Origin of the sequence: Nesterenkonia sandarakina, from assembly GCF_003003175.1 — a bacterium.
Taxonomy (GTDB): domain Bacteria; phylum Actinomycetota; class Actinomycetes; order Actinomycetales; family Micrococcaceae; genus Nesterenkonia; species Nesterenkonia sandarakina_A.
Genome location: NZ_PVTY01000014.1, coordinates 25,851 through 44,298, shown reverse-complemented (window position 1 = coordinate 44,298; position 18,448 = coordinate 25,851). Strand labels below are relative to the sequence as shown.

Sequence of the window (18,448 nt, the reverse complement as noted above, 5' to 3'; positions counted from 1 at the left end):
GATCGGTGTGAGGCGGTGCCCACGGGGTTCTTCACGGTCGCATCGGTCAGCGTCGTTGCCGAAGGGTTCCGGTGCGGAACTATGCTGTACAGCAGCTGCTTCCACCAGGACGAACAGCGCCGAGGCTCACGTTATCAAGGCACGGCGCAGGAGAGTGAGTCATACGTGACCGATCTGATCGACACCACTGAGATGTACCTGCGCACCATCCTTGATCTGGAAGAGGAAGGGATCGTGCCGCTGCGTGCGCGCATCGCCGAGCGCCTGGAGCACTCAGGTCCGACGGTGTCCCAGACGGTGGCCCGCATGGAACGAGACGGCCTCCTGGTGCTCACCTCGGACCGTCGGCTCCAGTTCACCGAGTCCGGGCGTGACCTCGCGGTGCAGGTCATGCGCAAGCATCGTCTCGCCGAGCGGCTGCTCTCGGATGTCATCGGGCTGGAGTGGCAGTACATCCATGAAGAGGCCTGCCGCTGGGAGCACGTGATGAGCGAGCGGGTGGAGCGCCGCCTGGTGGAGATCCTGCAGTCCCCGGTGGAATCTCCCTACGGGAACCCCATTCCCGGTCTGGACAAGCTCGGCGTGGTCCTCGCCGAGCAGCCGCCCGTCCCGACGAAGACCACCCTGCGCCAGGCCGCAGAGGCGGACCCGACGGGTCAGAGCTCACAGCTGTGGATCGTGAAGCGCCTGGCGGAGTCCATCCAGATGGAGCCAGAGGTGCTGGAGCAGCTGCTCGAGGCTGGACTGCGACCCGGCGGCGCGCTGCGGCTGCGCGGGGTGAATCAGGCCTATGTGATGTTGGAGGTCGCGATCACGGCCGAGGAACAGCTGGAGGTCGAGCTGCCGCTGGAGGTCGCCCAGCACCTCTTCGTGGAAGAGTCACCGGCTTCCTGAGCGCCCTCCCGGGGGCCCTTCCCCGGTCAATGTCACGGTGAGATGACGCACATTGCCACGGAGAATCCACACGCCCGTGACTGCTGCCCCGCAGTGGAGAATCGTCTACAAATGACGCTGACAAGGCGTTATATGGGTTCTTGCGGTGCTTGACCAGCGTGATGGCCGGGTCCTGATCAGCTCACTCCCAGGGCGTTTTCCATCGACCGTGACCTGAGCGTGACAATTTTATCGATCTGTTATAACGTCGTAGTCGTGCTCGCGGCCGATGTCCGAAGTCGCAGCACCTCCAGTCAGATCTTCTCCTGCCGCTGACCGGAGCTGTTTCACGAAAACTACCGCAAGGCAGGGTGCGGGGCATCGCGGTCGATCCAGACCTGAAGAACGTGAGCTTCCCGGCTCGCACTTCACTGAGGCGGCCCCGCAACTACAGGGAGAGGTTTCCAGAGAAGTGACAGACATGACTTTCGTCTCACGCCGTGACCGGCGCCGCCAGGCCAAGCCATCACTGGCAAAGGCCGTGGCATCCAACGCCGGCACCGTCGGACGAGGCGCGGCAGCCGCCGTCGCCGCATCCGGCCTCGTGATCTCCTCCGGAGTCGCCGCGAACGCCAGCACCGACATCGACACCCCAGAGGTCACCACCCTGGACGTGGCCGCAACAGGTCTCAGCGTGGAGCGCGCCAGCAGCACTTCCGCAGTCGCCGTGAGCGCATCCACCGAGGTCGAGCTCTCCTTCGAGCGCTCAGTGGTCACCTCCACCCCCGCCCCTGAGCCAGCACCGGAGCCCGCTCCCGTCGTGGAAGAGGTCGAGGAAGTCGTCCCCGCCGCTCCCGAGGTCGAGCCAGCTCCGGCACCGCAGCCCGAGCCCGTGCAGCAGGCAGTGCCCGCACAGCTGGAGACTCCCGCACCGCAGGCAGAGCCCGAGCCGCAGCCAGAGCCCGAGCCGGCTCCGCAGCAGCAGACGCAGCAGGCCGACGCCGGCCAGCAGGCCCAGGGCAACACTCAGGTCGCCTCCGCCGCCCCCGCCCAGGAAGAGGCTCCGGCCTCCAGCGGCGGCGGCAACGGCTCGGTCGTGGGCGCAGCCTACGCCGGTCTCGGCAACCCGTACTCCTTCGGCGGCACCTCACCTTCAGGCTGGGACTGCTCCGGCTTCATCAACTGGGCCTACGGCCAGGCCGGCATCTCGGTGCCCCGCAGCACCTACGCCATGATGGGCTCGCTGCGCCAGGTCTCCTCGCCGTCCCCGGGCGACATCGTCATCCAGAACGGTGGCAGCCACGCCGCCATCTACGTCGGCAACGGCCAGCTCATCGGGGCCAGCAACCCCCGCGTCGGCACCATCCAGTACCCGCTGAACTCCCCGTACTGGTCCAACACGATGTACCTCAGCGTCAACTGATGCTTCCGCCGCCTCGGCGGTGAAACAAACCTCGGCCGCAGGGCGCGATCCTCACAGGGATCGCGCCCTGCGGCTTCTGCATGCCCGGGCGCCATGTCATCAAGTGGGCAGGATTGTCCGCACGGTCTATATTGAGCCTGTACAGGCAGAGCAGAACGCTGTGGAACCCTGTGAGGACCGCGCCGTGACGCGCCGTGAGGCGTGGATCCCGGCAGCTCGACGAGCAGGGGTTAACGCACGGGAGCCCCGATATGCGAACACTGGTGCTCAACGCAGGCTATGAGCCGCTGAGCGTGGTCACCTCACGCCGCGCCGCCGTGCTGGTCATGCACGGCAAGGCCAGCGTGCTCGCCGAGGACCACACTCCGATCGCCACGCCCTCCGCGCTGGTCCCGCGTCCGGCCGTGATCCTGCTCCACCACTACGTCCGGGTGTCCCGGCGACGCCCCGCCGCCCCGTCGAGACGAAGCATCCTGCGCCGCGACGGCCGGCTGTGCACCTACTGCGACCGGCCCGCCGCCACCGTGGACCATGTCATACCGCGCGCCCGCGGCGGAGACTCCAGCTGGGAGAACCTGGTCGCCTGCTGCGGGACGTGCAATGCGCGCAAGGGCAGCAAGACCCTCGACGAACTCGGCTGGACGCTGGGCATGACCCCGCAGGCGCCCCCGCACCACGTCTGGATGCCGGTGGAGCTCGATGCGCCCCGCGACGTCTGGATGCCATTCTTGACTCATGCCTCCTCCCACTGACCCCGAGCTCACCGCGATCCTGCTCGCCGGGGGGCGGGGGAGCAGGATGGGCGGGGTGGAGAAGGCGCTGCTCCGCCGAGACGGGCAGACCCAGATCCGACGCTGGCTCCAGGAGCTCCACGCCCGAGACCTGCGCACCGTGGTGGTCGGGCCGGCGTCACTGAGACCCGAGGTCCCGACGTCGGTCCCGCTGGTCCAAGAAACCCCCGCCTTCGCCGGACCCGCCGCCGGCGTCCTCTCCGGCGCCGCCGAGCTGGATCGTCACCTCCAGGAGCTTGAGGACAGCCAGGATCTCCAGGGTATCCAGGGTCGCAGAGATCTCCAGGGCGATCCTGACGGCGGCTCCATCGCGGCTCCCAGCAGGTGGACCCTGCTGCTCGCGGTGGACCTGGCCCGGCCCGCCGCCCTGCTTGACTGGCTCCTCGAGCAGCTGCTCGAGGTCGAAGAGCTCGAGCAGCCGGATGCGGTGATACCCCGTGACGAGAGCGGCCGGCACCAGTACCTGAGCGCGGCCGTGCCGACTGATTGGCTGCGGCGCCGGGTCTCAGAGCTGCGCGCAGAGCAGGCAGAAGATCGACCGCTGCGCTGGCTGCTGCAGGGGCTCGACGAGTCGACCACGCTGCGCCACCCTGTGCTGCCACGCGGACTCAGCGACGACGTGGACACCCTCCAGGACGCCCACCGGCTCGGGATCAGTCTGCCCTGATCCGCCCGGTTGTGAGATTCTGGAGACAGCGCCAACGAAGGAGCCGGAATGACTGCAGAACCCACTGACCCGCAGGAACCAGCATCGAGGGACCCGCATGAATCCATCGAGCTGTGGATCAAGGAGCTCGCCCACCATCTCGAGGTCGACGGCGTCGAGATCGACATCGACGCCGTGCTCGCCCTCGCCGGCCAGGCGGCGCACACCGTGGTCCGTCCCGCCGCTCCGGTGACCACCTACCTCATCGGCTACGTCGCCGGGCTCGCCGAGGCCAGCGGACAGGCAGACCTCCAGACAGCCTCCCGGGCCGCCTCGCGGGTCGCCGAACAGCTGCTCGAGCGCCGGTCCGAGGCCGTCGGCTGAGTACGACCCGCGCCGAGATGATGACACTGACCCAGGCCCGTCACCGGGCAGCCGCGCTCACCGCCCTGCCCCCGGCTCAGCTGCGCGTTCCGGACGCCATCGGGAGCGTGCTCGTGGACCCGGTGCATGCTCAGCAGGACATCCCCCATGTCTCGACGTCCGCGATGGACGGATGGGCGCTGGCCGCGGACCCGCTGCCACACCCCGACGGTGCTCCGCGCTGGTCGCTCCGGCCCGAGAGCCCCCGCAGCCCCGCGATCCGGCCGGCCCCGCTGCGCCCCGGTGAGGCCACCGAGGTGCTCACCGGATCCCCCGTGCCGGAAGGCACGCATGCGGTCCTGCGCACCGAGCACGGCATCACCGCGGGCTCCGAGCTGCAGGCCATCAGCACCAGCCCGGACACCGCACCCCAGCGCAACGTCCGCCACGCCGGAGCCGAATGCCGCGCCCAGGACCAGCTGATCCCGGCAGGGGTGGTGCTCACCCCGGCACGAGCAGCCGTGGCCGCCGTCGCCGGACACGACCACCTCCGGGTCATCCCACGGCCCCGGGTGCAGCTGCTGCTCACCGGGGCAGAGGTCATCACCCGCGGAACCCCCGCGCCGGGCCAGGTCCGGGACGTCTTCGGCCTGGCGCTGCCGCCGATGCTCCGCGAGATGGGCGCCGGAACCGTGGACTCCCAGCGGCTGGGCGACGACCCCGAGGAGCTCGCCGAGGCGCTCCGGCAGATCTCGGCCACCGGCGCGGCGGACCTGATCATCACCAGCGGAGGCACCGCCCACTCGCGCGCCGATGCGCTCAGACCTGCCCTTCAGATGCTGGGCGCCGAGCTGGAGGTGGATTCCGTGGACATGCGCCCAGGGCACCCGGTGCTCCTGGCCCGGCTGCCCCGCCGCGAGGGGCCGCTGTATCTGCTCGGCCTGCCGGGGAACCCGCTCGCAGGGTTCTCGGCGCTGAGCGCACTCGGAGTGCCGCTGCTGCGCGCGCTGCGCGGGATCGACCATGGATCCCGCACCCCCACGCTGCGTCGCACGGCCGGGGCGCAGCTGAGCGGGGCTCGCCGCGGCACCCGGCTGCTGCCCGTGCGTCAGGGAGCTCAGGGAGTCATCCCCGCTGGTCACAGCCGCTCCCACATGATGCGGGGACTCGCTGAAGCCGACGCGCTCGCGATCGTGCCCGCCGCCGGAATCGCCCCCGGCGAGCCGGTGGACTGTCTCCCGGTGCCCGGGCAGCACCAGGAGGGCTTGGCATGGGACGTCTGACCGAACGTCGTCGCGTGGTCACCCTGCGCCGGGACGGGTCACGGAGCAAGGGCGATCTGCTCGCCGTCGAAGAGCCGCTGGAGCTGCGTCTGGCGGGGGAGTCCTTCACCGTGACCATGCGGACCCCGGGGCACGACTTCGAGCTCGTCGCCGGCTTCCTGGTCGCCGAGGGCATCATCAGCTCCCAGGAGCACCTGCGCAGCCTGCGCTACTGCGCCGGCACGGACGAGCACGGAAACCAGACCTATAACGTCATCGACGCCGAGCTGGACCCCGCGCTGCCGCCGACCTCGCTGCTGCGCACCCGCAACGTGCTCACCACCTCGGCCTGCGGGATCTGTGGCACCACCTCCATCGACGCGGTGGAGAAGACCCTGCCGGTGCAGCGGACCGATCTGCTGCGCCTGACCTCGGACGTGCTGCTGCAGCTTCCAGAGCTGATGCGCGAGCGGCAGACGCTGTTCGCCAAGACCGGGGGAGTCCACGCCGCCGGACTCTTCGACGCCGACGGCGAGCTGCTGTGTCTGCGTGAAGACGTCGGCCGGCACAACGCGGTGGACAAGGTGGTCGGGTGGGCGCTGACCCAGGGTCGGCTCCCGCTGAGCGGCACCGTGCTGCAGGTCTCCGGCCGCGCCTCCTTCGAGCTCGTGCAGAAGGCCGCCCTGGCGGGGATCGAGATGCTCAGCGCGGTCGGGGCGCCGTCGTCGTTGGCGGTGGACCTCGCCGAACGCTCGGGGCTCACCCTGGCCGGATTCTCCCGCGGCGGCTCCATCAACCTCTACACCCACTTCCAACGCGTCGAGACGGAGGACGAACAGTCATGACCAAGATGCGCGACGAATCAGTCCGCGGCCATGCCGCGCAGTTCGAGGACATCGATGAGGACTCGTTGCAGGTGAGCGAGCCGAAGACCCACGCGGCCGGACTCAAGGCGGTAGAGGTGTCCTTCTCTCGCGGGATGGCCCAGGGCGGGCTCTCGCGCACCGTGCGCGCCATGTACCGGGTCAACCAGTCCGGCGGCGTGGACTGCCCCGGCTGTGCCTGGCCCGAACCGACCGAGACCAAGCGCAAGCCGGTGGAGTTCTGCGAGAACGGCGCCAAGGCGCTCGCCGAGGAGTCCACCACCCGGGTGGTCACCCCGCAGTGGTGGGCCGAGCACTCCATCGCGGAGCTTGAGACCAAGACCGAATACTGGCTCGGCCAGTCGGGGCGGATCACCCATCCCATGATGATCCACGCCGGAGAGACCCACTACCGGCCGATCAGCTGGGCCGAGGCCTTCGAGACCATCGGCGACCACGTCCGGGCGACGACCCCGGATCGGTGCATGTTCTACACCTCCGGGCGCACCGCGAACGAGACGGCGTTCCTGTATCAGCTGCTCGCCCGCTCGCTGGGCACCAACAACCTGCCAGACTGCTCGAACATGTGCCACGAATCCTCAGGGACGGCGCTGAACCCCACCATCGGCATCGGCAAGGGCACGGTCTCGCTGAAGGACCTCGAGCACTCCGAGCTGATCTTCGTGGTCGGGCAGAACCCCGGCACCAATCACCCGCGGATGCTCGGCTCCCTGGCGCAGGCACGGAAGAACGGCGGCAAGGTGGTCTCGGTGAACCCGCTGCCCGAGGCGGGGCTGCTCCGGTTCAAGGATCCGCAGACCGCGAAGGGGCTCATCGGGGACGGGGAGCAGATCAGCGATGAGTTCCTGCAGATCAAGGTCGGCGGAGACCAGGCGCTGTTCCAGGCGCTGGGCCACCTGCTGCTGCGCAAGGAGCAGGAGAATCCAGGCTCCGTGGTGGACCGGGAGTTCGTGGAGTCCAAGACCAGGGGCTTCACCGAGTACAGCCAGGCCCGCGCAACCCTGGACTGGGCCGAGATCGAAGCCGCCACCGGGCTGCAGCGCGCCGAGATCGAGCACATCGCCGACCTGATGGCGGCATCGAAGGCGACGATCTTCTGCTGGGCGCTGGGTCTGACCCAGCAGCCCCACTCGGTGGACACCATCAAGGAGATCGTCAACCTGCTGCTGCTCCAGGGCAACTTCGGCAAACCGGGGGCGGGCGCCTGCCCGGTGCGGGGGCACTCCAACGTCCAGGGCGACCGGACCTTCGGCATCTGGGAGCGGCCCACGGAACCCTTCCTGCGCCGGCTCGACGCCGAGTTCGGCATCCGCTCCCCGCGCGCCCACGGCTTCGACTCCACCAACGGCATGTCCGCGATGGACGCCGGAGACGTCGACGTGTTCGTCTCCATGGGAGGAAACCTCGCCGCGGCGAACTCCGACACCGCGGTGATGGAGGCCGGGCTCAAGCGCACCGGGCTCACCGTGCACATCTCCACAAAGCCCAACCGCTCCCATGTGGTCCACGGTCAGACCTCGCTCATCCTGCCCACGCTCGGCCGCTCCGACCGGGACGACAAACACCCCGGCGGCGCCCAGTTCCTCTCGGTGGAGAACTCCATGTCGGTGGTCAGCTCCACCCGGGGGCGGCTCGAGCCGGTGTCGGATCACCTGCTGGCGGAGCCGGTGATCATCGCCCGGATGGCCGAGGCGATCTTCGGACCCGAGCACGTGGTCGACTGGCAGGCCATGGCCGAGGACTACGACGTCATCCGGGACCACGCCTCGCGGGTGGTCGAGGGGACCGAGGACTTCAATCGAAGGATCCGGGACAAGCACGGATTCGTGCTGCCGAACCCGCCCCGGGATCACCGCTCCTTCGCCACCGCTGACGGCCTGGCCGGATTCACGGTGCGGGCCCTGGAGTACCTGACCCCGCCTGAAGGGCACCTGGTGCTGCAGACGATGCGCTCCCACGACCAGTACAACACCACCTTCTACGGCCTCGATGACCGCTACCGCGGAGTCTCCGGTGGTCGCCGCGTGATCCTGATCCACCCGGAGGACCTCGCCGCGACCGGGTTCGCGGACCGGGAGCTGGTCGACGTGGTCTCGGTGTTCCAAGGCGAGGAGCGACGCGCGGAGCGGTTCCATCTGGTGGCGTACCCGACTGCCCGCGGCTGTGTGGCGGCCTACTACCCGGAGGCGAACGCGCTGACCCACCGCAATCTCGTCGCCCGGGAGTCCAACACCCCCGGGTTCAAGGCGATGATGGTCCGATTCGAGGCGCACACCCCGGCACCCGCTGCAGCAGCTGCCGAATCGGGCGCGGGGCAGCACGGATCGGCCGGCTCAGACGGCGCCGAATGACGCGCCATCGAGACCAGTAGTGACCCCAGCGGATTATTAGCGTAGGCTGGCGGAGTACCACACGGGCTTCGACACTTATGTTGTCGTCCAGTGGTCACCGCGATCGGCCTGCCAGGTTGGTCGCGGCACATGCATCGTGAGATCGATGCGTAGCAAGAGCAAGTATATTAAGGAAACATCATGGCTACAGGCACAGTTAAATGGTTCAACGCTGAAAAGGGCTACGGCTTCATTGCCCCCGAAGACGGTTCAGACGATGTCTTCGTGCACTTCAGCGCGATCACCACTTCCGGCTTCCGTTCCCTCGAGGAGAACCAGAAGGTTGAGTTCGAGACCGCCCGCGGCCCCAAGGGTCTTCAGGCTGAGAACGTCAACCCTCTCTGAGCTTCACTGAGTTCGCCGACGACGGCTGCATAGCCTTCGGACGCTGAGCATCTCGGGTTCGATGAACAGAACCTCAAAAGACCGGCCCCCTGGAATCGTTTCGGCGAGACCGGGGGGCCGGTCTTTCTGTATGCACTCCTGGTGATCTGCGCGGATGACAAGCATCACTTGCTGTCAGTGCTTGTCGTCGGGCCACCCCGGGTCTACAGTTCAGCTTTGTGAATCAACCTGGGCCCGCTGGTCAGCGGGTGCTGCTCCGCCGGATCCGACCGGTGCAGCTCATCTTTCTCGGCTTCCTGCTGGCGACCGCCGCTGGAACCGGGCTTCTGCTCCTCCCCGCCGCCACCGCGCCGGGGCAGGAGACCGACCTCATCCACGCGCTCTTCACCGCGACCTCGGCCCTGTGCGTCACCGGGCTGACCGTGGTGGACACCGGCACCCACTTCTCCACGTTCGGGCAGATCATCATCCTGGTGCTGATCCAGCTCGGCGGATTCGGCGTGATGACCTTCGCGACCGTGGTGGGACTGATCGTGCTGGGCCGGCTCTCGCTGCGCTCGAAGCTCCTGGCCGCCGCCGAGGCCAAGAGCCTCGGGCTGGCAGACCTGCGCTCCCTGATCCTGGGCATCATCAAGATCTCCCTGATCATCGAGATCGCGCTTGCGATCATCCTGTCGCTGCGGTTCCACCTCAGCTACGAGATGAGCCCGGGAGAGGCGATCTGGCACGGCGTCTTCCACTCCGTCTCAGCCTTCAACAACGCCGGTTTCGCGCTCTACAGCGACTCCATGATGGGGTTCGTCGCCGACCCCGTCGTCGGACTGGGCCTCTCCGCGGCGATCATCCTCGGCGGACTCGGCTTCCCGGTGATCCTGCAGCTGCGGCGCCGATTCCGGACCCCGCGACTGTGGTCGATGCACACCCGGATCGTGCTCTGGGCCACCAGCGTGCTGCTGGTGCTGGGCACCGGGATGGTCCTGGTGCTGGAATGGTCCAATCCCGCGACCCTGGGTCCGCTCTCGGCGCCGGAGAAGCTGCTCGCCAGCTTCTTCCAGTCGGTGCAGACGCGCACAGCCGGGTTCAACAGCCTCGACATCTCGGCGATGGAGCCGACCACCTGGCTGGGAATGGACCTGCTGATGTTCATCGGCGGCGCACCTGCCGGGACCGCGGGCGGGATCAAGGTCACCACCTTTGCGGTGCTGCTCTTCATCGTCTACACCGAACTGCGCGGAGACACCGCCGTGAACATCTTCGGCAAGCGGCTCTCACGGGCCGTGCACCGGCAGGCCATCGCCGTCGTCGTGCTCGCCGGGGGACTGATCGGTGTGGTCACCGGCGCGCTGATGCACCTGAGCGGGCTGCCCCTGGATCAGGTGCTCTTCGAGACCGTCTCGGCGTTCGCCACCGTGGGCCTGTCCACCGGGATCACCGCCGAGCTTCCGGTGACCGGACAGCTGCTGCTGGTGCTGCTGATGTTCATCGGACGTGTCGGACCGATCACCTTCGCCTCGGCGCTCGCGCTGCGTGAGCGCCGCACCATGTATGAACTTCCCAAGGAAAGGCCGATCATTGGCTAATTTCAAGCTCTTCGGAGGAACCGACCCCGGTGATGTCGCCGGTCCCGACTCGGTCGCAGTGATCGGGCTGGGCCGGTTCGGCCGGGCGCTGGCGCTGGAGCTGATGGCCCACGGCACCGAGGTGCTCGGGGTCGACCGCGACGAATCCGTGGTGCAGTCGCTCAACGGGCGGCTCACCCACGTGGCCGCCGCCGATGTGACCAGCGAGGAGGCGATGCGACAGCTCGCCGTGGACGAGTTCGACCACGTCGTCGTCGCCATCGCCTCCAACCTCGAGGCCAGCATCCTGGCCACCTCCCTGATGCTGCAGTTCGACATCCCCGAGCTGTGGGCCAAGGCGGTCAGCGAGCCGCACCGGGCGATCCTGGAGCAGCTCGGGGTGCGCCACATCGTCTTCCCGGAGCAGGACATGGGCCGCCGGGTGGCGCATATGGTGCGCGGCAGCCTGCAGGACTACATCCTGATCGACGAGGACTACGCCCTGGCCAAGACCACCCCGCACCAGGGCATCCTGGGCCGGGAGCTGGGCGCGCTCGACGTGCGCCGGCGCCACGGGGTCACGATCACCGCCGTGAAGCACGCCCGTGGCGGCTGGGAGCCGGCGACGGCTCAGACGGTGCTGGCCGCCGACGACATCATCCTGGTCTCCGGGCCCGCGAAGAAGACCGAGGGGTTCAGGCGGATCCGATGAGACGCTGTGCGCTGGATCACAGGGACATGGCAGACTTCAGCCATGACCTCGCTCTTCAGCCCGCCAGGATCCTCCCTCGGCCATGACCCCAGCCTCTCCCACCGTCGGGCCCAGGCGACGGTCACCCTGACCGGGGCAGACGGCGCCCCGCTCGCCGGTCGTGACGTCCTGGTGCGGCAGCGGGATCATGCCTTCGGATTCGGGTGCATCGGGTTCGAGCTCATCGACTGGATCAACGGACGCTCACAGGACGAGGCTGCCGACGCCGAGTTCGCGCAGCGCTGGACGGCGCTGTTCAACAAGGCCACGCTGCCCTTCTACTGGGGCCAGTTCGAACCGGTCCGCGGCGAGCCGAAGACCGCGGAGCTGCTCGCCGCCGCGCACTGGTTCAAGGACCGCGGGGTGGGCGTGAAGGGACACCCGCTGCTGTGGCACACGCTGACCGCGCCGTGGCTGCGCGGCATGGAGGTCGAGGAGATCGACCGGGCGCTGCGCGCGCGGATCCGCCGCGACGTGCAGGACTTCGCCGGGGTGATCGACACCTGGGACGCCATCAACGAGGTCGTCATCATGCCGGTGTTCACGGCGGAGCCCAACGGGGTCACCACGCTGGCCCGGGAGAAGGGGCGGATCGCCATGATGCGGCTGGCCTTCGAGGAGGCGCGGGCGGCGAACCCGAACATCACGCTGCTGCTCAACGACTTTGACATGTCCACCGCCTACGAATGCCTCATCGAGGCAGCACTGGAGGCGGGGATCCAGATCGACCGGCTGGGCCTGCAGTCCCACATGCACCAGGGCGCGTGGGGCGAGGAGAAGACGCTGACCGTGCTCGAGCGCTTCTCGCGCTACAACATCCCGATCCACTTCACCGAGACCACGATCCTCTCCGGCACCCCGGTGCCCGAACACATCTCAGACCTCAACGACTGGCAGGTCTCAGCCGAGCAGTGGCCCTCCACCGAGGAGGGCGAGGCGCGCCAGGCCGAAGAGGTCGAGGCGCACTACCGGCGGCTGCTCGGTCACCCCGCGGTGGAGTCCCTGACCTACTGGGGCCTGCCGGACAAGGGCATGTGGCTCAACGCCCCCGGCGGACTGCTGCGCCGCGACGGCAGCCCCAAGCCTGCCTACGACCGGCTGCACGAGCTCATCAAGGGCGAATGGTGGACTCCGGAGACGCCGCTGCGCACCGACGAGTCAGGCAGCCTGAACCTCGAGGGATTCCTCGGCGGCTACGAGGTGGAACTCGACGGCGTCACCGCCGAGTTCCACCTCGATGCGCCCGGAGCGGTCCATCTGGAGCTGCGCGTTCCTCAGGACTGATCCGCGGTGTTCAGTTCCGCAGCGCCGGGTAATCGGTGTAGCCGCGCTCGCCACCGACGTAGAACGTCGAGGGATCGGGCTGGTTCTCCTCGAGTCCCTGCTCCCAGCGCAGAGCCAGGTCCGGGTTGGCGATGACCGAGCGGCCCACACCCACGGCTTCGGCCAGGTCCTGCTCGACCAGCCGCACGGCCTCCTCACGGGTGGTCTGCACGCCGAAGCCGGAGTTGGCGACCAGCGGGGCGCCGGAGACGGTGCGGATCATCTGCACGATCTCGCTCGCGGGGTCCGCGTTGAGCACATCGATGTGGCCGAGCCCCAGCGGCGCGAAGCCCTCCGCCATCGCGCGGTAGGTGGCCAGCGCGTCGTCGTGGTCCGCTTCCATCGCGCCCTGGATGTTGTGCTGCGGGGAGAGCCGGATGCCGGTGCGGTCAGCGCCGATCGCCTCGGACACCGACGCCGCGACCTCCACCGAGAGCCGAGCCCGGTTCTCCGGCGAGCCGCCGTAGCCGTCGGTGCGGGTGTTCGAGCCCGGGGCGGTGAACTCGTGGAGCAGGTAGCCGTTGGCGCCGTGGAGCTGAACGCCGTCGAAGCCCGCCTCGATCGCGTTGCGCGAGGCCTGGGTGAAGTCGGTGATGGTCTGCGCGACCTCCTCGATGGTCAGCGCATGCGGCACCGGGTGGGCGGACTTGCCCTCAGGGGTGCGGATCTCGCCAGGGGCGGCGAGCGCACTGGGGGCGACGACGCGGCCGGTGCCGGAGATCAGCTCATGACCGATGCGGCCGCCGTGCATGAGCTGGGCGACGATCTTGCCGCCGGCGGCGTGCACGGAATCGGTGACCCTGCGCCAGCCGGCGACCTGCTCGGCGGTCTGCAGGCCGGGCTGGCCGATCCAGGTGCGCCCCTCCATCACCGGGAAGGTGCCCTCGGTGACGATCAGTCCGAGCGACGCGCGCTGGGTGTAGTACTCGACCATCATCTGGTTGGGCACTCCGTCCTCTCCTGCGCGGATGCGGGTCAGCGGGGCCATCACGAGTCGATTGCGCATCTCGATGGCACCGAGGGAGAGCGGTGAGAAGAGCTTGTCCTGCAGCTGGCTGGCCTGGGCGGAAGAAGTCATGGAAGAGGTCCTTTTCTGCGAGGTGGTCGGGGTGTCCACGGATGAGACGCCCCTCCGTTCTGCACAGGCCAACCGCGCGGGGTGGGCTTCGATTCCTGATCAGGGCCAATGTCACACTCCGGGGCGGATATCGTGGCTGCATGGATGCCGCTGCCGAGCCTGCCGACCCTGGGATCCCGTCGCTGCATACCGTGACGCTGCTTCAGGCCTCGCTGAGCGACGCCGGCATCGACAGCGTGGTCGGCGGATCCGGGCTGCTCGCGAGCCTGGGACTCATCGAGGAGGTCCACGACTGGGACCTGGTGGTCGATGCGCCGATCGCCGGAGAGGGCTCGGCAGCAGCGCGCGACCGGGTGGTCCAGCGGGTCGAGGAGGTGCTCGACGCGTCGGGTCTGCCGCACCGGAGGCGCGAACGCTCCGGGATCTTCCACACCGCCGCGGCGTTGCTGGTCGACGCCGGTGACCACAGCATCGACGTGCTGGTCGGCTTCGCGCTGGAATCCACGGATCGGGTCGTGAGCATTCCGGCGAGACCGGGCCATCTCTGGCGGGGCCTGCAGATGGCACGCCCCGAGGAGTGGAGCCAGGCCTACCGGCTGATGGGACGCGCGGAGCGGGCCGAGTCGCTGCAACGCCATCTGGGCCTCTGATCCGGGGTGCTCAGAGCTTCTGCCCGACTCAGCCTCGCGTCGTGTAGTCCGTGTGTTCGTCCTCCACGCCTGGCCGGTCGTTCTTGAGGAGACGCAGCTCCTCCTCGATTCTCTGGACCGACTCTTCCAGGGACCGAAGCTTGCGCAGGACCTCATCCTGGAAATTGATCTCGGACATGTCACTCTCCTCTAGGTAGCCCCGGTCCGAAGCGGGCCGGCTAGGTCTACTGTAGATGTGTTCTGCGACACTGCCCCAGGCCCGATGTCTCCGAGCGGTCGCTGTGCCACCCGTGAGGATCCCTGGCCAGGCGAAACTGTGACCTGGACGCGGCTCTGCGGTTCGTCTGGTCCCCCCGGCAGGATTCGAACCTGCGACACCCGCTTTAGGAGAGCGGTGCTCTATCCCCTGAGCTACGGAGGGTTGGACGGCGATGATCGCCGGGCATGCCGTGCGTCCTGCGCGGCACCGCACCATCCTACCTGCGGAGCCGGCGGCAGGCGTCGGGTGAAGCAGGCGAGGGTGTTTCACCCAGCAGCCTGGGACCGTGCCTATGACTAGGGCCGTTCCACACCCTGGCGGATCAGGCCCATCACCACTGACCCGATCACCACCGCACCCAGGACGATCAGCAGCGCCCAGCTGGCGACGGTGAATCCGGAGGAGACCGCGACAAGTCCCTCATCCAGGGGCTCCATGGTGAGGATCCGATCGATCAGGAAGTTCTCCGTGATGTCCACGGCCGCGAGGGCCACGGCGCCGGAGAGCACGATCCAGCGGAAGACCTTGCCTCGCATCGCCAGCCCGACCACCGCCCAGCTCGCGAACAGGAAGGACAGCGGGAACAGGATCCCGGCAGTGCGGTGCAGGAAGCTGAGCTGGCCGGTGCCGTCGGCGTCCATGACATTGCGCAGCCGCTCGATGTCCTCCACCGAGTAGCCGAGCAGCCGGCTGTCCGGCATCGAGAACCCGCCGGCGAAATAGTTCATCTGCGGCAGCGCGTAGAGGTGCAGATAGGCGAAGAGGAACGCCATCAGCCCCAGAAGCGCGTAGAGCAGCAGGTGCGGATTTGAGTCGGTGCCCTCACCGGCGCGCTGGCTGGCCGCGCTGAGGTATCCGTCGCGCACGTCGTCGCGGCGCTTGGGCGTCGTGGAGGGATCCAGGCCTTCTCGGCGCGCGCGACGGAACGCCCGGAGCCCGCCCGGTGCTCCGGGGATCCCTGAAGACTCCGGCTCCGTGGCCTCGCGTGCGGGGTTGCCCCGCACCTTCTTGCGCCGCTTGGACATGGCCCTCCTGGATAGATCTGAGTCCCTCCAGTCTGGCAGAGGTTCGGGCCGCTGCTGCGCCGTGTGAGTGTCAGCTCCGGCGCTTAGACTGGGCCCACCATGGATTTCCTCTTCACCCCGCCGAAAGCCGCACCCGCCGAGCAGTCCCGCAAGCCCGCGAGCGCCGCCGGGCGTCCGGGGCACCACGACGACGGCGGGCCCGCCGTCCTGCAGCAGGATCAGTCCCCGGCCGCAGAGCCCTCCGCCGACGCGGTCACCGAGCTGAACCCCGAGCAGCAGGCGGCAGTGCTGCACACCGGCTCCCCGCTGCTGATCGTGGCCGGGGCGGGCTCCGGCAAGACCCGGGTGCTGACCCGCCGGGTGGTGCACCTGCTGCGCAGCGGCGCCGCCCGCCCGCACGAGATCCTGGCGATCACCTTCACCAACAAGGCCGCCCGAGAGATGAAGGACCGCATCGCCGAGATGATCGGTCCCTCCGCGGAGCGCATGTGGATCTCCACCTTCCACTCCTCCTGCGTGCGGATCCTGCGCGCCGAGGCCGCCCATCTTGGGCGCCGCTCGACGTTCACCATCTATGACAGCGCGGACTCGCTGCGGCTGATCACCACCATCGCGAAGTCCCACGACCTGGACCCGAAGCGATTCGCGCCGCGCGCGCTGAAGAACAAGATCTCGGCGCTGAAGAACGAACTCGTCGACGCCGACCAGTTCCAGTCCACCGCCGCCCATGAGCCGTTCTCCGAGGCCGTCGCGACCGTCTACCGCGAGTACACCGAGCGGCTGCGCGCGGCCAACGCCTACGACTTCGACGACCTGCTCGCCGAGACCGTCTACATGTTCGACGCCTTCCCGCGGATCCTGGACAGCTACCGGCGGCGCTTCCGGCACGTGCTGGTCGATGAGTACCAGGACACCAACCACGCCCAGTACCGACTGGTCCGCCAGCTGACCGGCCCCACCGAGACCACCGGGGACGCGATGACGCAGGTCCCCACCCCCGGGGCGGAGCTGACCGTGGTGGGCGACTCGGATCAGTCCATCTACGCCTTCCGCGGCGCCGACATCCGCAACATCGTCGAATTCGCGCGGGACTACCCCGATGCCACCACGATCAAGCTGGAGCAGAACTATCGCTCCACGCAGACGATCCTCAACGCCGCGAACGCGGTGATCTCACAGAACCCCAACCGGACCGAGAAGAAGCTCTGGACCGCACTCGGCGAGGGCTCCCCGGTGGTGCTGCACGTGGCTCCCTCCGAGAACGACGAGGCGGAGTGGATCGCGCGCACCATCGACTCACTCGGGGACGCCGAGGGCATCAGGCCCTCCGACGTCGCCGTGTTCTACCGGACCAACGCCCAGTCGCGCTCGCTGGAGGAGCGTCTGATCAACCGGGGCATCCCGTACCGGGTCATCGGCGGCACCCGGTTCTACGACCGCAAGGAGATCAAGGACGCGCTGGCCTACCTGCGGGTGGTCAACAACCCCGACGACGACGTCAACCTGCGCCGGATCCTCAACGAGCCCAAACGGGGGATCGGCGAGCGGGCCGAAGGCGCCGTGGCCACCCTGGCCACCCGTGACCGGACCACCTTCCTGGAGGCGCTGCGCCGGGCCGAGCAGGCCCCCGGGATCGCGACCCGCTCGCTCAAGGCCATCGCCTCCTTCGTGCGGATGATCGATGACCTGATCCAGCTCAACCAGGACGGCAGGCCCTCGGTCGTGCTCGAGGCCGTGCTGGAACAGTCCGGCATGCTCGAGGCGCTGCGCCAGTCCAAGGACCTCCAGGACGAGTCCCGCGCCGACAACCTCGGTGAACTGGTGGCGGTGGTCAAGGAGTACGAGACCGAGGCCGCCGCGGCAGACTCTGCCCGAGGCGCCGGCGTCGGGGGAGTCGTCCAGGGCGAGGACCTCCTGGAGACCGACGCCGGTCTCGCCGGAGCGGACCTGCCGGAGGGCCCCGGCGCGCTGGCGAACTTCCTGGAGCAGGTCTCGCTGGTCGCCGACGCCGACGCCATCCCGGCGGCCGGTGACGAGGAGTCTCAGCGGCTGGCCGTGGAGCAGGGACAGGTCACCCTGATGACCCTGCACACCGCCAAGGGCCTGGAGTTCCCGGTGGTCTTCCTCACCGGCATGGAGCACGGCATCTTCCCGCACTCGCGCTCGATGTCTGATCCCGAGGAGCTCGCCGAGGAGCGCCGGCTCGCCTACGTGGGGCTCACCCGCGCCCGGCAGCGCCTCTACCTCTCCCGCGCGGAGTCCCGCCACCTCTGGGGGCAGCACCAGTTCAATCCGCCGAGCCAGTTCCTCGGCGAGATCCCCGAGGAGCTCATCGAGGTCAGCGCCGCGTCCTCGACGTCCTCCCGCGGACCGCGCTTCGGCTCGGCAGGCTTCGGATCCTCCGGCTTCGGCGGCTCCATCCAGGGCGGGGCGGGCAGCCTCAGCGGCGGCTGGGGCGCCGGCTCCGGCTCGACCTCCTACGGCTCCGGCGCGCCACGCTCCGGCGCGACCATCTACGGTGCGGCGGACAGCAAGAAGACCTCCTCCTCGCTGCCCGGGGCCACCCGCGGCGCGGCACCGAGCCAGGTGGATCCGGATCGCGAGATCCCCAGCCTGAACCCCGGCGACCGGGTCAGCCACCAGCGCTTCGGGGTCGGTGAGGTGCTCGCCGTCGAAGGATCCGGCGCCAAGACCGTGGCCAAGGTGAGCTTCGCCGGGTCCGAGAAGCGACTCCTCCTGCGATATGCTCCACTGGAGAAGGTCAGCTGAGCGCTGCGCGTTCACGCGCGCGGCGCCGTTGACCTTCAACATGTAGAGATGACTTCG

The 18,448-nt window shown here is 68.6% G+C and carries 17 protein-coding genes and 1 tRNA gene; 14 read left to right on the top strand and 4 right to left on the bottom strand.

Annotation, left to right across the window (positions count from 1 at the left end):
• Window positions 1-165 precede the first annotated feature (165 nt).
• From BCL67_RS11740 to BCL67_RS11685, 12 genes are all read left to right on the top strand, one after another.
• A complete protein-coding gene (locus tag BCL67_RS11740) occupies window positions 166-894 on the top strand; it encodes a metal-dependent transcriptional regulator (protein WP_106123619.1) in 729 nt (242 codons plus the stop codon).
• A gap of 460 nt (window positions 895-1,354) precedes the next feature.
• Complete coding sequence (locus BCL67_RS11735) at window positions 1,355-2,296, top strand: C40 family peptidase (protein WP_146131147.1); 942 nt, start codon at window positions 1,355-1,357, stop codon at window positions 2,294-2,296.
• 251 nt (window positions 2,297-2,547) lie between these two features.
• Window positions 2,548-3,048, top strand: coding sequence for an HNH endonuclease (locus tag BCL67_RS11730; RefSeq protein WP_106123617.1), 501 nt, complete (start codon window positions 2,548-2,550; stop codon window positions 3,046-3,048).
• Complete coding sequence (mobA, locus tag BCL67_RS11725; protein WP_106123616.1) at window positions 3,032-3,754, top strand: molybdenum cofactor guanylyltransferase; 723 nt, start codon at window positions 3,032-3,034, stop codon at window positions 3,752-3,754. The genes BCL67_RS11730 and mobA overlap by 17 nt, the downstream gene beginning before the upstream one ends.
• Window positions 3,755-3,802: 48 nt before the next feature.
• On the top strand, window positions 3,803-4,117 hold the full coding sequence (locus BCL67_RS11720; protein ID WP_106123615.1) for a DUF6457 domain-containing protein: 315 nt from the start codon (window positions 3,803-3,805) through the stop codon (window positions 4,115-4,117).
• Window positions 4,118-4,134: 17 nt separating this feature from the next.
• Window positions 4,135-5,379: a molybdopterin molybdotransferase MoeA gene (locus BCL67_RS11715; protein ID WP_106123614.1), complete on the top strand. Its 1,245-nt coding sequence runs from the start codon at window positions 4,135-4,137 to the stop codon at window positions 5,377-5,379.
• Window positions 5,367-6,203, top strand: a complete 837-nt coding sequence (gene fdhD, locus BCL67_RS11710; protein WP_106123613.1) for a formate dehydrogenase accessory sulfurtransferase FdhD — start codon at window positions 5,367-5,369, stop codon at window positions 6,201-6,203. The genes BCL67_RS11715 and fdhD overlap by 13 nt, the downstream gene beginning before the upstream one ends.
• The gene (locus BCL67_RS11705; protein WP_258175013.1) at window positions 6,200-8,593 is read left to right on the top strand and encodes an FdhF/YdeP family oxidoreductase; all 2,394 of its coding nucleotides are present in this window, start codon (window positions 6,200-6,202) and stop codon (window positions 8,591-8,593) included. Before fdhD ends, BCL67_RS11705 begins: the two co-directional genes overlap by 4 nt.
• Before the next feature lie 180 nt (window positions 8,594-8,773).
• On the top strand, window positions 8,774-8,977 hold the full coding sequence (locus BCL67_RS11700; protein WP_036473143.1) for a cold-shock protein: 204 nt from the start codon (window positions 8,774-8,776) through the stop codon (window positions 8,975-8,977).
• A gap of 218 nt (window positions 8,978-9,195) precedes the next feature.
• The gene (locus BCL67_RS11695; RefSeq protein WP_258175011.1) at window positions 9,196-10,557 is read left to right on the top strand and encodes a TrkH family potassium uptake protein; all 1,362 of its coding nucleotides are present in this window, start codon (window positions 9,196-9,198) and stop codon (window positions 10,555-10,557) included.
• Window positions 10,550-11,248 carry a potassium channel family protein gene (locus BCL67_RS11690; RefSeq protein WP_258175010.1) on the top strand — a complete coding sequence of 233 codons (699 nt, stop codon included), beginning with the start codon at window positions 10,550-10,552 and terminating at the stop codon, window positions 11,246-11,248. Before BCL67_RS11695 ends, BCL67_RS11690 begins: the two co-directional genes overlap by 8 nt.
• A gap of 42 nt (window positions 11,249-11,290) precedes the next feature.
• Window positions 11,291-12,571 carry an endo-1,4-beta-xylanase gene (locus BCL67_RS11685; protein ID WP_106123611.1) on the top strand — a complete coding sequence of 427 codons (1,281 nt, stop codon included), beginning with the start codon at window positions 11,291-11,293 and terminating at the stop codon, window positions 12,569-12,571.
• 10 nt (window positions 12,572-12,581) lie between these two features.
• Here BCL67_RS11685 and BCL67_RS11680 read toward each other — a convergent pair whose 3' ends face one another.
• A complete protein-coding gene (locus tag BCL67_RS11680; RefSeq protein ID WP_106123610.1) occupies window positions 12,582-13,688 on the bottom strand; it encodes an alkene reductase in 1,107 nt (368 codons plus the stop codon).
• A 140-nt stretch (window positions 13,689-13,828) separates the two neighbouring features.
• Here BCL67_RS11680 and BCL67_RS11675 point away from each other — a divergent pair, with 140 nt between their 5' ends.
• Window positions 13,829-14,338: a hypothetical protein gene (locus BCL67_RS11675; protein ID WP_106123609.1), complete on the top strand. Its 510-nt coding sequence runs from the start codon at window positions 13,829-13,831 to the stop codon at window positions 14,336-14,338.
• 28 nt (window positions 14,339-14,366) lie between these two features.
• Here the strand turns inward: BCL67_RS11675 and BCL67_RS15520 are convergent, their stop codons facing one another.
• The 3 genes from BCL67_RS15520 to BCL67_RS11665 all read right to left on the bottom strand — a co-directional run bounded on the left by BCL67_RS15520 (window position 14,367) and on the right by BCL67_RS11665 (window position 15,622).
• The gene (locus BCL67_RS15520) at window positions 14,367-14,516 is read right to left on the bottom strand and encodes a hypothetical protein (RefSeq protein WP_181255988.1); all 150 of its coding nucleotides are present in this window, start codon (window positions 14,514-14,516) and stop codon (window positions 14,367-14,369) included.
• 167 nt (window positions 14,517-14,683) lie between these two features.
• A tRNA-Arg gene (locus BCL67_RS11670) sits at window positions 14,684-14,759 on the bottom strand.
• Between the two features lie 134 nt (window positions 14,760-14,893).
• Window positions 14,894-15,622 (bottom strand): hypothetical protein, encoded by a 729-nt coding sequence (locus BCL67_RS11665; RefSeq protein WP_106123608.1) that lies wholly within the window; start codon window positions 15,620-15,622, stop codon window positions 14,894-14,896.
• A gap of 99 nt (window positions 15,623-15,721) precedes the next feature.
• On the opposite strand from BCL67_RS11665, the gene BCL67_RS11660 reads away from it, so the two are divergent.
• Window positions 15,722-18,391 carry an ATP-dependent helicase gene (locus BCL67_RS11660; RefSeq protein ID WP_106123607.1) on the top strand — a complete coding sequence of 890 codons (2,670 nt, stop codon included), beginning with the start codon at window positions 15,722-15,724 and terminating at the stop codon, window positions 18,389-18,391.
• The last annotated feature ends 57 nt before the right edge of the window (window positions 18,392-18,448 follow it).

Coding starts and splice junctions, on each gene's coding strand:
- BCL67_RS11735 (WP_146131147.1), top strand. CDS start 1,355: ATGACTTTCGTCTCACGCCGTGACCGGCGCCGCCAGGCCAAGCCATCA.
- BCL67_RS11730 (WP_106123617.1), top strand. CDS start 2,548: ATGCGAACACTGGTGCTCAACGCAGGCTATGAGCCGCTGAGCGTGGTC.
- mobA (WP_106123616.1), top strand. CDS start 3,032: ATGCCTCCTCCCACTGACCCCGAGCTCACCGCGATCCTGCTCGCCGGG.
- BCL67_RS11720 (WP_106123615.1), top strand. CDS start 3,803: ATGACTGCAGAACCCACTGACCCGCAGGAACCAGCATCGAGGGACCCG.
- BCL67_RS11715 (WP_106123614.1), top strand. CDS start 4,135: ATGATGACACTGACCCAGGCCCGTCACCGGGCAGCCGCGCTCACCGCC.
- fdhD (WP_106123613.1), top strand. CDS start 5,367: ATGGGACGTCTGACCGAACGTCGTCGCGTGGTCACCCTGCGCCGGGAC.
- BCL67_RS11705 (WP_258175013.1), top strand. CDS start 6,200: ATGACCAAGATGCGCGACGAATCAGTCCGCGGCCATGCCGCGCAGTTC.
- BCL67_RS11700 (WP_036473143.1), top strand. CDS start 8,774: ATGGCTACAGGCACAGTTAAATGGTTCAACGCTGAAAAGGGCTACGGC.
- BCL67_RS11685 (WP_106123611.1), top strand. CDS start 11,291: ATGACCTCGCTCTTCAGCCCGCCAGGATCCTCCCTCGGCCATGACCCC.
- BCL67_RS11680 (WP_106123610.1), bottom strand. CDS start 13,688: ATGACTTCTTCCGCCCAGGCCAGCCAGCTGCAGGACAAGCTCTTCTCA.
- BCL67_RS11675 (WP_106123609.1), top strand. CDS start 13,829: ATGGATGCCGCTGCCGAGCCTGCCGACCCTGGGATCCCGTCGCTGCAT.
- BCL67_RS15520 (WP_181255988.1), bottom strand. CDS start 14,516: ATGTCCGAGATCAATTTCCAGGATGAGGTCCTGCGCAAGCTTCGGTCC.
- BCL67_RS11665 (WP_106123608.1), bottom strand. CDS start 15,622: ATGTCCAAGCGGCGCAAGAAGGTGCGGGGCAACCCCGCACGCGAGGCC.
- BCL67_RS11660 (WP_106123607.1), top strand. CDS start 15,722: ATGGATTTCCTCTTCACCCCGCCGAAAGCCGCACCCGCCGAGCAGTCC.